Below are 13,207 nucleotides of genomic sequence, written 5' to 3'. Positions count from 1 at the left end.
TGTAGTGGGCAGCAAGAAAAACTTTGTACTGCGGATCGACGAAGAGACCTTCAAATCGCTTGAGAAATGGGCCGCGGATGAGTTTAGAAGTGTGAATGGTCAGTTGGAATGGATCATCGATCAGGCATTGAAGGCCAACGGGCGAAAGAAGAATCCTGATAACCAGCCTCCAGCAGACGAACCTACCGAAACTGGGTAATTTTGGAAATCCCGGATCAGTGGTTAGGGTTCGGGGTACTGTTGTCGTATCTTTACATTAACACGAATCATTATAAAACCCACGCCATGAGTAAATCTTTTCTCTTCTTTTGGATTCCTGTAGTTGTAGCTTTGGTCGGCTTGTTCGCCAAAGCCTGCAACTAACCATCAACATATTTATTGACAGCCGGTACTGCGTAAGCGTACCGGCTTTTTTATGTTCAACAATTAAAGACCTGGTGCGCACTCAGATTGCGCCCCATAAATAAAGCGCCCCGCAGTGGAATTACCACTGCGGGGCGCTTACAAGTTTATACTATCCGGAGATTAGAATGCTTTCTTCTTCTCTTCGGCCTTCTGCATCGGGTTGATGCCGGAAGACTGTCCACGGGTTTGTTGCTTTTGCTTGAACACGGTGAACTTGGAAGGCGCAGCAATGGTACCCCAGGTATTGTTGCTTTCGTTGATATCGGCTGTTTCGCGCATCGGATCGAGTTTCACAGACTCCACTTCTTTGTCTTTCATGAAGGTCTTAACTACCTTCTGCTCGTTGAGGCGCCATACCTGTGCAGGGATGCGATCCACTTCTTTGGTGCCGTCTTTATAGGTCCACTCAACGATGATCGGCATCACCAGGCCACCCTTGTTGCTGAAGGTAAGCTCATAGAAATGCTTGCCGGCTGCTTTCTGCTTGGCCGCTTCATCCGCTGCTTCGATACCACCGCCAACAGGTACCTGGTAAGTGGTTGTATCCACTGGCTCCAGGCCACGTGCATACTTCCAATAGAAATCACGCAGGGTGGTATCCTGATCGGTCAGGAATTGAATGCTCTTATCGGCTGCATTGCGGTCTTTCGAAACGTCGGTAGGAAATGCAGAGCCCATCGGTTTTTCCAGCTTGCGGCTGGAGGTAGCTCCTTCTTTGGGTGCAGGAGGATTGTAAGATACGTCTGCCTTGAAATACTTTACAGTATCCAATGCGATGTCGCAGGCATCGGTACCAAAGAACCAACCCCTCCAGAACCAATCGAGGTCTTCACCAGATGCATCTTCCAACGTGCGGAAGAGATCGGCAGGTTCGGGATGTTTGAAGGCCCAACGGCGTGCATATTCTTTAAATGCATAATCGAACAGGTCGCGGCCCATGATGGTTTCGCGCAGCATGTTCAAACCGGTAGCCGGTTTGGTATAGGCATTCGGACCAAATCCGATGATGTTCTCAGAATTCGACATGATGGGCTCCAGCTGATTCTTGGGCAGGCGCATATAATCTACGATGGCCCAGGCTGGTCCTTTTCCACGAACGGGGAATTTATTGTCGTACAGTTCTTCGGTGAGGTATTCCACGAATGAGTTCAAGCCTTCATCCATCCAGCTCCATTGACGTTCGTCGCTGTTGATGATCATGGGGAAGAAGTTGTGACCTACTTCATGGATGATCACACCCAGCATGCCGTACTTGGTAGCTTCCGTATAAGATCCGTCCTTTTCAGTACGGCCATAGTTGAAGCAGATCATCGGATATTCCATACCATTAGCCGCTTCTATACTCTGCGCAACGGGGTATGGATAGGGAATGGTGAATTTAGAGTAGCTGCGAATGGTGTGTGCCACGGCTTTAGTAGAGAACTTGCGGTATAAACCGTAGGCCTCTTTGCCATAAAAGCTCATACACATTACTTTCTTGCCTTCCACATAGGTTGGCATGGCATCCCAAACGAACTTACGGGAAGCTGTCCAGGCAAAGTCACGTACGTTATCGGCTTTGAAGATCCAGGTCTTCTTTGCGGTACTCTTTTGTCCTTCTGCTTTTTTCGCTTCGTCGAGGGTAACCACTTCTACCGGCTCTTTGGAAGCCTGTGCTTTTGTCCAGCGGCCCAACTGAGCCGGTGTAAGCACTTGTGCATAGTTGGTGCACTCGCCGGTGCCGCCTACTACGTGGTCGGCAGGTACGGTCATGGCCACTTTGAAGTTACCGAAGGTGAGGGCGAACTCTCCCCTGCCGGTAAACTGGTGGTTTTGCCAGCCTACTGCATCGCTGTATACGCAAAGGCGGGGATACCATTGTGCCATGGTGAAGAGGTGGTTGCCATCTTCGGCAAAGTATTCGTAACCTCCGCGACCGCCGAATTTCATGCGGTCGGAAACCTTATAATTCCAATTGATGTTAAGCACGAAAGTTTGTCCGGCTTTGAGCGGAGCGGGCAGCTCAACACGCATCATGGTCTTGTTGACGGTGTATTTGAGCGGCTTGGCCAGGGCGTCGGTTATCTTAACGATGTTGATGCCATAACCGTTGTCGGTTCTGTCGGCCTCCAGCTGGTCGATGCTCGCTACGTTGAGCTGCGACGACATGGTGCGGCTGTTCTGGTAATTGGCATTGTTGACCGAACTGTGCTCGTTCTCATCCAATTGCAGCCACAGGTAAGTGAGCGTATTGGGAGAATTGTTGAAATACGTGATCTTCTCGCTACCGGTGAGCTTGAGGTTCACCTCATCCAGTTCGCATTTGATGTCATAATCAGCCCGTTGCTGCCAGTACTTGGGGCCGGGGGCGCCGCTGGCGGTGCGGTATTCATTGGGCGTGGGTAGCATAATGCCCAATTGTTCAAATTTATTACCGTGGTTGGAGCCGGGGTTGTTTTGTATGTTTTGGCCATTGGCTACACTAAACAAACCTGCGACTGCCGTTGCCACGAACAGTGACTTTCTCATCATGTGTGTTTTTAGTATGTGGAAAACGTTGATATGCCCAAATGAGTGAAAAGACGAGGATGACGCCCGAGGCAATCCTCAACCAAGCTATCCTCGACAACTTCAGTAATTGCACCACCACAAACGACAGGAACAGGATCACTACTACTACCAACAGCTGCGCTACCTCGATACCGAGGTTGAATGCCAGCAGGTGCGATACCAGGCTCTCTTTTCCTTCGAGACTGAGGAACTGCCCCGCAAAAGCCAATCCATGTATCAAGCCAAAGAACAAGGCAAAGAAATAGATCAGCGGTAGTTTCTTTTGAGTCGTCGTGGCAGGCTGCGTAATATTATTTATACAGGTTGCCGCTATGGTAAGCGGTATCAGGAACTCGATCCAATCGGTTGAAAAATTTACATACCCCAGTGCACTCAGGGCCAGGGTGATCGAGTGGCCAATGGTAAAGGCCGTCACCAGGATCACCACTTTCTTCCAGTCCTGCCACAGATACCGCAGACAGAGTGCAGTAACGAACAGGATATGATCCATTGCATCCAGGGTAAGGATGTGTTCTATGCCGAGTTGAAAATAAAATGTAAAATCTTGCATATTACCAAGCGGGTACCAAAATAATTAAGAGATTTGTAACAGAAAAATTTATGATGTTAATGGTGCTTCCTCTCTATAAGTGGTTACTGGTGGCGATCAACCTTTTTGGTGGCCCTGTAAACCCGAACCAGCTCCCCTCCTCTCCGGCGGTCGTACATCCGCTGTATGTGAGTGTTACGGAGATCAACCACAATGCGACCGATAAGAACCTCGAGATCAGCTGCAAGATCTTCACCGATGATTTTGAAAAGGCGCTTGCCGGTCAATATAATAAAAAAATCGATCTGTTCAACCCTAAAGACAAGGCAGAAGCCGATAAACTCGTGTCGGATTATGTACGCAAGCGGTTACTGATCAAGCTGGATGGCAAGGATATAGCCCTGGAATTTGTAGGCTTCGAGCGGGAGAATGATGCGGTTTGGAGCTATTTTCAAACACCGGCAGCCACCGCCCCCAAAAAGGTGGAGATCAGCAACAGCATTTTATATGAGACGTATGAAAAGCAATTGAACCTGATGCACGTGTCTGTCGGAGGCAACAGGAAAAGTACACGCTTAAACAATCCTGATAAAGAAGCTAAGTTCGAGTTCTGATAATTTTACAGAGAGCGTCTTGCGCTGCCCTCGTGTGCTGTAGGCGTTTTTGACCACGGCTGGCGCCCTGCAAAAAATAAGGCGCAGCGCTTGAATACATAATCAGAGCCTTAACAATATATCTTCGCGCTGCGCCATTGCGTTTTTCCCGGGTGAATCGATTAATGCGTATTGATTAAATGGTCAGGGTTACTTCTTCGTTCTGCTGTATTGCAGCATCCACTCATAAACACTCAGGTTATTCTCTTTGTACTTAGGATTTAGTGCCTTGGTCCAGGCATCGTGCCCGCCGGTAGGCCACAGGGTGAGTTTAGCCTTGATGGCCGGATTATAGGAATTGATCTTGTTCACATAGCCGGTTGAATTGGCGGGCGTAACGGTTCCATCGTCATTATTGTGGAAAGCCCATACTGGCAGGTTGGCCGTTGCCATCACTTTTGCCTTGGCATCGTTGGGACCCGAGGCGCCGCAAATAGGTGCTATGGCGGCAAGCCGGCTGGCATACACACCTGCATAATCCCAGGTATAACCACCACCCATACTAAGTCCGCTCACATACATTTTGGTGGTATCGATGCGGTATTTCGAGATGGCATAGTTGATCATATCATTGATGTCCTTTGCAACTGTCTTATAATCCCATTTCTTTATTTGCGGCGATATTACAATGAACGAATAGTTCTTGCTGTTCACTACGAAATTGGCAGGGAACAGTTTGTTCCTGATCAGGCTGGCTACACCCACGTTGGCTGCGTTGTACAGCTGTGTGGATCCATCGCCCAGTTCGCCGATCCCATGGATGAAGACGAGCAGGGGATAACGTTTTGTGGTACTATCGTAGAGATAAGGCAGGGCTTGCTGAAATCCTCCGATATTGGTATTTACATTATAGGTGATGGCCTTTTGAACGGGCGCCTTCGTTTCTACTATATTGTTATATGGATTGGTAGCAGGCGGCGGCGTTGTGGGAGGTGGTTTTGTTCCAGGCTTTTCCGTTCCCTCCGTGGGCTTTTCCTCCGTATCCTTTTTACAGGCGGTGACCGTTACTACAGGCACCAGGAAGATCAGCAGGTATTTGATCGCGTTTTTCATAAGTTTCAGACTTTAGTTTGTGTAACGGATCGTGATGAGTCAAAGATGGTGCCATTTTGGCTGCCCGTCAAGCGTAGAACTGATCGAAATGTTAAAACCGTATTTTTACTGGCACACACAGCAATCTTCCCCTGCCGTTATCAACAGGCCTACCGGCAAAGCGGCCACCTGCCTGAGTTTCAGGCAGGTACTCATTTGACATTCATCAATACCCGGTGAGAATTACAAACGCAGTTATTCCTCCTCCATTTCTTCCTTGATGGCATCGGATATGTTCACCAGCACTTTATCGATGCGCTGGGCGTCCATGTCGACGATCTCGAACTTGAAGCCTTCCCAGGCGAGGGTATCGCCAGTGTGGGGTATGCGTTCCAGTTTGTGCAGTATGAAACCAGCGAGGGTATCGAACTCCTGTTCGCCCTCGTGCATGTATTCGGTTTTGGCAAAGCGGTCCAGAAAGTCGTAAAAAGGTATTTGCCCGTCCACGAGGTAAGAACCATCCTGTCGTTCCACGATCTCGTAATCCACCTCATTGATCTCGGGCATGCCTCCCACGATAGCTTCCAGGATGTCGTTAAGCGTGATCATTCCCTGCACACTTCCATATTCATCAACAATGAAGCAGGCATGGTTCCTGGTGGCCTTGAACTTTTCCAATACGTTGTAGGCAGTCACGTTTTCCGGTACGAATAGCGCCGGCTTCATGATCTGTTTAAAATGAGTAAGGTCATTGGTGACATACATGTCCTTGAGCGACACCATGCCTTTGATATTGTCGAGATCGTCTTCGCAGATGGGGTACACAGAGTGTGGCTCTGTTACGATCTTGTCTTTGATCGACGTTTCGTTATCGGTAACATCGAACCAGATGATATCACTGCGGTGCGTCATCAGGGAAGTGATGTTGCGGTCGCCGAGGTGAAAGATCCGCTCGATGATCTCCTGTTCTGCCTCTTCGATGGTGCCCTGCTCGGTTCCTTCACTGATGATGGCCTTGATCTCTTCTTCCGTTACCTGGTTGTCTTTTGCCTTGATGCGCAGCAGGCTTACGATCAACTGTGTCGACTTGGTCAGCAACCAGATGAAAGGATAGGTGATGAAACTTACTACGCGCATAGGGCCAGCTACCAGTTTGGCGATCACTTCGGGTCTGGATAAACCTATGCGTTTGGGCACCAGTTCTCCCAAAACCAATGAAAAATAGGTGATCAGGATGACCAATACAGTAGTAGCGACACCGTTGCTGTAAGGCCGCAATGATTCGAAACGGTTAATATATTCAACCAGATCGGTCTTGAGCTGCTCACCCGAGTACACACCGGTCAAAATGCCGATGAGGGTGATTCCGATCTGTACGGTAGACAGGAAGTGATCGGGATGATTGGCCAGTTTCAGGGCCTCTTCCGCCCTTTTGTCGCCCTTATTGGCCTGCGCCTCCAACCTGGCTTTACGGGAGGAGACCAGTGCAATTTCAGCCATTGAAAACAATCCATTCAGTAGTATTAATCCAAGTATTATAAAAATCTCCGACATGAGGGCTGTATAATTTGACTAAGCTAAACTAAGTAATCCGATCTTGTTATTAAATAATTTACCGGTAGCAAAACCGATACCGCAGCCGAGAATGGCGCCACAAAAGACATCGAAGGGGTAATGCACTCCTACATATACCTGTGTGTAGGCGATCACGAATGCCCAGGCAAAGAAGAGACCGGCCCACTTTCCCCAAACACTACGCAGGGTGAGGAAAAAGTACATGGCCTGTGCAAAATGGCTGCAGGAATGGGAAGAAGTAAAACTGGAGCTGCGTGGACAATAATTAATAAAGAAGCGGATATGCGATGCCACCTCCGGATCCTGGCAGGGTCGTACGCGCATGACGGTTTGTTTGATAAGCTGGCTGCTGATGAGGTCCGCGATGATGGCCGTGAGCGCGATCCCCAATACCCACCATAATCCCTTGATCTTAAAGTTGATGGTGGTGAAAAGGATCAGGAATAGATAAAGCGGGATCCAGAACATGGTTTCCCGCATAAAAGGCAGCACAGTATCCAGCGTGGTGCTGCCCCAATCCTGATTGATGTGGGTGAGAAGCCAGGTATCAAAGGGTTGTATCCGTTGCCAGAATGTTAAGAGGCCCGATCCGGGATCAAATATCATAGTAACAAAAATAAAGAAAAGCGAGGATTCCCTTAATTTTAGCGCTTTATTTCATTGTAATGAAACGAATTATAAAGCTCCCCGCATTGATCCGGTGGATCCTGTGGACAGGTTTCATCTTCCTGATCCTGTTTACCCTGATGCGTTTGGGCCTCTTCCTGTTCTTCAGCAAACAAGGGAATACCTTTGGTAACCTGACCAATGCTTTTTTCCTGGGGCTGCGCTTTGACCTGCGTACCATCTCCATAATATTACTTGTCATGCTGCTCCTGGGCAGCCTGCCCTGGATACACCCGTTCAAAAGCAAGGGAGGCAAAAGATTCTGGACCATCCTGCTGTCGGTGATCGTTTTCCTGCTGTTGTTCCTGTTTGTAGTCGACTTTGCGCATTATGCCTACCTGGTGCAGCGCCTTAACGCCAGCGTCTTGAACTACCTGGAAGATGCTGGTATTTCACTGAACATGGTGTGGCAGTCGTACCCGGTCATCAGGCTTGTGCTGGGGTTGCTCTTAGCCACCTGGATGATCATGTGGCTCATCAGACTCGCTTACCGGCGCGTACGCAACAAGCCTTCGGCTGCCGACAAAAAGACCAGGATCATCAGTTCCGTAGTCACCTTTCTCGTGCTGGGCTTTTTTGTGTTTGGCCGCTTCAACCAATACCCGCTTCGATGGAGCGACGCTTTTGCGCTTGGCAACGATTACAAGGCCAACCTGGCCCTGAACCCTTTTGAATCTTTTTTCAATACGCTGAAGTTCCGCAACAAATACGACGAGAAGAAAGTCAAATCGCTCTACCCGGTCATTGCGCAATATTATCAGTTACCCGTTTCAGACTCTGTGTTGAACTATACTAGGCTGGTTTCGCCAAGGCCCGGTTCCCTGACCAGCAAACCCAATATCGTGCTGGTGATCTGTGAATCGTTCAGCGGATACAAAAGTTCTATGTGGGGCAATCCGCTCAACACCACTCCTTTCTTCGACAGCATGAGCCGCCAGGGCCTGTTCTTCGATCATTGCTTTACTCCTACCTACGGTACGGCGCGGGGCATCTGGGCTACTATTACCGGCACACCCGATGTGGAGATGCCGAAGACAGCCAGCCGCAATCCGGGCGCCGTTGATCAGCATAGCATCATCAATGATTTCAGCGGCTATGAAAAGCTTTACTTTCTGGGAGGCAGCGCCAGTTGGGCCAATGTACGCGGACTACTGACAAACAATATCACTGGTTTGAAATTGTATGAAGGTGAAGATTTCAAATCGCCCACCATCGATGTATGGGGTATCAGCGACAAGAACCTTTTCCTTGAATCGAACAAGATACTGGGCCAGCAGGAAAAGCCTTTTTTCGCGGTGATCCAAACGGCCGACAATCACCGGCCTTATACCATTCCGAAAGAAGACCAGGAAGAGTTTAAGAAGGTGGACTTCCCGCTAGATTCTCTGCGTAAGTATGGTTTTGAATCGATAGACGAATTAAATGCCTTCCGCTATACGGATTTCTGTTATCGCAAATTCATCGAAGCTGCACGCCAGGAGAAATACTTTAACAATACGGTGTTTGTATTTATTGGGGACCATGGTATTCCCGGCAATGCAGGCAAGATGTTTCCACAATCGTGGACCGAACAGCGCCTTACTGCAATGCATGTTCCCCTCTTGTTCTACAACCCTTCGCTGATTGCACCACGTCGCAGCAATATGATCTGTTCGCAGCTTGATGTGTTGCCCACTATTGCCGGACTGTCCAATATATCATACAATAATACCACCCTTGGCAAAGACCTGTTGGATTCTACTTCACGTGCGTTCGCATTCATTTTTGATCCGGACCTCAACATGTCGGGCGTGGTGAAGGGTGACTATTTTTACCGTCGGCAGATCAAAACCGGCAAGGAAGAATTATTCTCTGTGGTCAATAACAATAAGCCTGCAAAGGATGCTGCCACCGATTCTTCGATGCATGAAATGCGCAACCTGACGGAAGCCCTGCATGAAACGGCCAAGTACCTCTTGCTCAACAATAAGAAAAATCATTGACGGGAATCAACATTGTTTGGGATATGGAAACTGTTTGGCGTTCTGATCACCAGCTATATTGATGTACGGGGTTGGCCCACGACGCAGCCGGGCCGAAAGTTTAACCGGATCGATGAGTAGTTTATTGCAGCATGGCAGCTGCCGGCTCGCCGGAAATGGCTGACAGGCAGTTAAAAAGCAATTAAGTGGAGGGGTGTGCAGGCGCCCCTATGAACAACCGTTTGCCCAGAATTCCTTTTCCACAAATCGTTCTATGTCTTATTATTTCCCTAATTTCCCGGCTCGATGCTTGTCAGTCTCATCCTATAAAATACCCACAAGTGGTAATTTCTGCGTAGTAGCAAACACCTTATTTTTGTAACTTGATAAAACCCATGGCACTGTGGCATTGATAAAAAGCATATCAGGTATTCGCGGAACTATTGGCGGTAAGACCGGTGACAATTTAACCCCTCTCGACGTAGTAAAGTTTGCAGCAGCTTATGGCAGCTGGCTGCTTGAAAAAGGAACGGGTAAAACGGTCGTGATCGGCCGCGACGGACGTATCAGCGGATCGATGGTTCAACAACTTGTAGTTAATACCCTTATCGGATTGGGCATCGATGTGGTAGACATTGGTCTTTCCACTACTCCTACGGTGGAGATGGCCGTTGTTTGGGAAAAGGCGGCAGGCGGTATTATTATTACAGCCAGTCACAACCCCAAAGAATGGAATGCCCTCAAGTTGCTGAATGAAAAAGGCGAGTTCATCAATGCAGCCGATGGCGCTATTGTACTGGACAAAGCCAGCAAAGACAACTTCTCCTTTGCCCAGGTTGATAAACTGGGTACCTATACAGTGAAGGACGACACTTTACAACAACATATCGATGCGATCATCAATTATCCATTGGTGAACGTTGAGGACATTCGCAAGAAGAACTTCAAGGTAGTGGTGGATGTGATCAACTCAACCGGCGCCCTTTTTGTTCCTCCTGTGCTGAAGGCATTGGGTGTTGCGGAAGTGATCGTATTGAACGGTGAACTGAACGGTAAGTTTGCCCACAATCCCGAGCCATTGCCCGAGAACCTGACGGAACTCAGCAATGCAGTGCGCAAGCACAAGGCTGATTTTGGCATTGCCGTGGACCCCGATGTTGACCGCCTTTGCTTTGTTTGTGAAGATGGCAGCATGTTTGGTGAAGAGTACACACTCGTGGCTGTTGCCGATTTCGTATTGAGCAAGAAGGTAGGGAATACCGTGAGCAATATGAGCAGCACCAAGGCACTGAAAGAGGTAACCATCAAACACGGCGGCGAATACTTCCCGTCTGCGGTGGGTGAAGTGAATGTGGTGAACAAGATGAAGGATGTGAAGGCGGTGATCGGTGGTGAAGGCAACGGTGGTATCATCGTTCCTGATTTCCATTATGGCCGTGATGCGTTGATCGGTATCGGCTTGTTCCTGAGCTCGCTGGCTACGCACAAGAATGGCATGAAATCGTTCCGCAACCGCTATCCCGATTATTTCATTTCGAAGAATAAGATCGAGCTGGAGAACGGCATCGATGTGAAGGGTATATTCGAACGCATTCAAAAGAAATACAAGAACCAGCCGGTAAATACCGAAGACGGATTGAAGATCGAATTCGACAGTGACTGGGTACACCTGCGTACCTCCAATACGGAGCCGATCATTCGTATCTACGCTGAAAGTAACTTTGAAACGACCGCCAACAATATCGCGCTGCGTTTGATGCAGGATATCAAGGAATCGTTATAAGCCCCGATCGAAATTATTAAAGACCCGCCAGGATGTATTCCAATAATTGGAAGAAGCCTGGCGGGTCTTTCTCTTTTATTACCTTTAGGCGAATGAAAGTACCGGTACTGATACTTCTTTTAATGATGATGGCGCCACCACTGTGGGCGCAGCTGAAGTCCGTTGCACAGATCAAGGCCGACATTGAACGATCCGGCAACGGACCGCTCTACGTAAAAGATATTCTGAAGAAGAAGTTTGTGATCGATACCATCGTGATCCGCAGTACGCAGCAATTCTATGGGCTGCCCGATAGCCTGGCTTACCATGGTAAAGTGGGTAAAGTGTATGGGCCCTACCAGGGCGGCAAAACGCTGGTACAGATACTGGCCAAGTCTCCAACCACGTTCAACCATCCCGGGCAGATATTCATCGATACCTCGGTATTCTCCAAGCGATTTGCAGACTCTCTTTCTGATGATATTATTAAACGTATAAGAGCTGGGGCGGCCTCCTTTGAAGATATGGCCCGGACCTATTCTATGGGCGGTGAAGCCAAAACCAATGGCGACCTCGGCTGGGTAGCTACCGGCTATATGATGCCGCAAATAGAAAAGGCGCTCGCCCGCTGTAAGAAGGGAGATATGTTCAAGATATGGACTGCTAATGGCGTGCACATCATCCGTAAGCTGGATGAATCAAAGCAGGATCATGGCTATGTGTTGTTGCTGCGGATATTTCTATGAGCTGGTAATCCCCCTGCCCCACTTTTCTTCCTTGTGCAAACTTCACTATGCTTTGCGGCTCAGCAGGTATTGCAGGGCGAGCTCGTAGCCTTTAAGTCCCAGGCCAATGATGCTACCGGCTGCCTTGGCAGATACATGAGATAGTTTGCGGAATTCCTCCCGTGCGTGTACATTGGAGATATGTACTTCTACGACTGGGGTCTTGATCGCTGCAATGGCATCGCCGATCGCTACTGAAGTATGGGTATAAGCTGCGGGATTCATGATAATGCCATCATACTCGAAACCCACGCGCTGTAGTTCGGTCACCAACTCCCCTTCTATATTGCTTTGGAAATAATGCAGGTCAACCTGAGGATACAGTTTCTTAAGTTCTGCAAAGAACTCTTCGAATGACTGACTGCCATAGATGCCTGGTTCCCGTTTACCGAGCAGGTTAAGATTGGGCCCGTTGATGATCGCGATCTTCATACAATATACCGTTGCTCTAATGTAATGTAATTTCGGAATCCTGGCCTATTTGCACTGATAAAAATAATAGCGCGTTGCAATATATTCTATATCGCCGGTGCTTGGATTCTTTACGGTGGCTACCGAGCTTGTAACCTGACCTGCGCTGTTTTGCTTGTAACTAAGTTCGTAAATCAGCCTAGCGGTGATTGTTTTAGGTAGGTATTGGGATTTGTACAGGAACATGAAAGCAGGCAATACATCATCCATACCGAGCATATTGGCAAAATTATATGGACTCAGATCTTTGAACGGATTTTGTATCTCCGTATAGGTGATCTGTGTCTGCCCACGCAGTACCTGGCTGGAGTTGAATTCATCAAAACCGACCAGATTCGACTTACTATCGTAACGGAATTTATAATTCAGGGACGGTTTCCAGGTCGAATTCTCCCGGTAGAATAAAGCGGCAGTTGATAGCTGGCTGCCGGAAGCGTATTGCATTTCCACTTTATTTCCAATCCCTCCTGCCACCATCGTCGGATTACCTGTGGCGTCATAAGTGTAACTCACACTACCCGCGAATACTGCATCAACCCGATCTGGGTATTTATTGTTGCCAGTGTAAGACGCTGTCATAGTGTCCTCATAAGCACTGTCGATGATTGTCTGTACCCTCTTTTGCGCATCGTATTTGATGATGTAGACCGTATCATCGATCCCAGTACCCTGTACAATGCGAGTAAGCATGCAGTCGCTATTCACGGGAGGTTGCGTATTTGGATCTTTTACATCCTTCTGACAAGCGACAATTAACAAGGCTAAGGATAGCAGGGCCAGACAAAAATATCTCACGGTATTGGGGTTTATTGTACAAA

The 13,207-nt window shown here is 48.4% G+C and carries 12 protein-coding genes; 5 read left to right on the top strand and 7 right to left on the bottom strand.

Annotation, left to right across the window (positions count from 1 at the left end):
- Nucleotides 1-4 precede the first annotated feature (4 nt).
- On the top strand, nt 5-199 hold the full coding sequence (locus tag P2H89_RS16870; RefSeq protein ID WP_275828944.1) for an Arc family DNA-binding protein: 195 nt from the start codon (nt 5-7) through the stop codon (nt 197-199).
- Between the two features lie 326 nt (nt 200-525).
- Here P2H89_RS16870 and P2H89_RS16865 read toward each other — a convergent pair whose 3' ends face one another.
- Entirely contained in the window at nt 526-2,913 is a 2,388-nt protein-coding gene (locus P2H89_RS16865; RefSeq protein ID WP_275828942.1) for a M1 family metallopeptidase, read from the bottom strand.
- Nucleotides 2,867-3,505 (bottom strand): HupE/UreJ family protein, encoded by a 639-nt coding sequence (locus tag P2H89_RS16860; protein WP_275828940.1) that lies wholly within the window; start codon nt 3,503-3,505, stop codon nt 2,867-2,869. Before P2H89_RS16860 ends, P2H89_RS16865 begins: the two co-directional genes overlap by 47 nt.
- Before the next feature lie 50 nt (nt 3,506-3,555).
- Here P2H89_RS16860 and P2H89_RS16855 point away from each other — a divergent pair, with 50 nt between their 5' ends.
- Complete coding sequence (locus P2H89_RS16855) at nt 3,556-4,098, top strand: DUF6702 family protein (RefSeq protein ID WP_275828938.1); 543 nt, start codon at nt 3,556-3,558, stop codon at nt 4,096-4,098.
- 189 nt (nt 4,099-4,287) lie between these two features.
- Here P2H89_RS16855 and P2H89_RS16850 read toward each other — a convergent pair whose 3' ends face one another.
- The 3 genes from P2H89_RS16850 to P2H89_RS16840 form a co-directional block, all read right to left on the bottom strand.
- Nucleotides 4,288-5,190: a dienelactone hydrolase family protein gene (locus P2H89_RS16850; protein ID WP_275828936.1), complete on the bottom strand. Its 903-nt coding sequence runs from the start codon at nt 5,188-5,190 to the stop codon at nt 4,288-4,290.
- Nucleotides 5,191-5,424: 234 nt separating this feature from the next.
- A complete protein-coding gene (locus P2H89_RS16845) occupies nt 5,425-6,723 on the bottom strand; it encodes a hemolysin family protein (protein ID WP_275828934.1) in 1,299 nt (432 codons plus the stop codon).
- Nucleotides 6,724-6,741: 18 nt separating this feature from the next.
- A complete protein-coding gene (locus tag P2H89_RS16840) occupies nt 6,742-7,350 on the bottom strand; it encodes a phosphatase PAP2 family protein (RefSeq protein WP_275828932.1) in 609 nt (202 codons plus the stop codon).
- 59 nt (nt 7,351-7,409) lie between these two features.
- Here P2H89_RS16840 and P2H89_RS16835 point away from each other — a divergent pair, with 59 nt between their 5' ends.
- From P2H89_RS16835 to P2H89_RS16825, 3 genes are all read left to right on the top strand, one after another.
- Nucleotides 7,410-9,392, top strand: a complete 1,983-nt coding sequence (locus P2H89_RS16835; RefSeq protein WP_275828930.1) for an alkaline phosphatase family protein — start codon at nt 7,410-7,412, stop codon at nt 9,390-9,392.
- 382 nt (nt 9,393-9,774) lie between these two features.
- A complete protein-coding gene (gene glmM, locus P2H89_RS16830) occupies nt 9,775-11,154 on the top strand; it encodes a phosphoglucosamine mutase (RefSeq protein WP_275828928.1) in 1,380 nt (459 codons plus the stop codon).
- Between the two features lie 92 nt (nt 11,155-11,246).
- Nucleotides 11,247-11,879 (top strand): peptidylprolyl isomerase, encoded by a 633-nt coding sequence (locus P2H89_RS16825; protein ID WP_275828926.1) that lies wholly within the window; start codon nt 11,247-11,249, stop codon nt 11,877-11,879.
- Between the two features lie 45 nt (nt 11,880-11,924).
- Here P2H89_RS16825 and aroQ read toward each other — a convergent pair whose 3' ends face one another.
- Together aroQ and P2H89_RS16815 are read right to left on the bottom strand one after the other, a co-directional pair.
- Nucleotides 11,925-12,350 (bottom strand): type II 3-dehydroquinate dehydratase, encoded by a 426-nt coding sequence (gene aroQ, locus P2H89_RS16820; RefSeq protein ID WP_275828924.1) that lies wholly within the window; start codon nt 12,348-12,350, stop codon nt 11,925-11,927.
- 45 nt (nt 12,351-12,395) lie between these two features.
- Complete coding sequence (locus tag P2H89_RS16815; RefSeq protein WP_275828922.1) at nt 12,396-13,184, bottom strand: hypothetical protein; 789 nt, start codon at nt 13,182-13,184, stop codon at nt 12,396-12,398.
- Nucleotides 13,185-13,207: the final 23 nt, after the last annotated feature.

Source organism: Paraflavitalea sp. CAU 1676, from assembly GCF_029223285.1.
Lineage (GTDB): Bacteria > Bacteroidota > Bacteroidia > Chitinophagales > Chitinophagaceae > Paraflavitalea.
Note: the sequence above shows the minus strand (reverse complement) of the source record. Positions and strands in the feature narration are given on the sequence as shown.

What these genes read in the sequence shown, in the direction of transcription:
- P2H89_RS16865 (WP_275828942.1), bottom strand. Translation starts at nt 2,913, where the DNA reads ATGAGAAAGTCACTGTTCGTGGCAACGGCAGTCGCAGGTTTGTTTAGT.
- P2H89_RS16860 (WP_275828940.1), bottom strand. Translation starts at nt 3,505, where the DNA reads ATGCAAGATTTTACATTTTATTTTCAACTCGGCATAGAACACATCCTT.
- P2H89_RS16855 (WP_275828938.1), top strand. Translation starts at nt 3,556, where the DNA reads ATGATGTTAATGGTGCTTCCTCTCTATAAGTGGTTACTGGTGGCGATC.
- P2H89_RS16850 (WP_275828936.1), bottom strand. Translation starts at nt 5,190, where the DNA reads ATGAAAAACGCGATCAAATACCTGCTGATCTTCCTGGTGCCTGTAGTA.
- P2H89_RS16845 (WP_275828934.1), bottom strand. Translation starts at nt 6,723, where the DNA reads ATGTCGGAGATTTTTATAATACTTGGATTAATACTACTGAATGGATTG.
- P2H89_RS16840 (WP_275828932.1), bottom strand. Translation starts at nt 7,350, where the DNA reads ATGATATTTGATCCCGGATCGGGCCTCTTAACATTCTGGCAACGGATA.
- P2H89_RS16835 (WP_275828930.1), top strand. Translation starts at nt 7,410, where the DNA reads ATGAAACGAATTATAAAGCTCCCCGCATTGATCCGGTGGATCCTGTGG.
- P2H89_RS16825 (WP_275828926.1), top strand. Translation starts at nt 11,247, where the DNA reads ATGAAAGTACCGGTACTGATACTTCTTTTAATGATGATGGCGCCACCA.
- aroQ (WP_275828924.1), bottom strand. Translation starts at nt 12,350, where the DNA reads ATGAAGATCGCGATCATCAACGGGCCCAATCTTAACCTGCTCGGTAAA.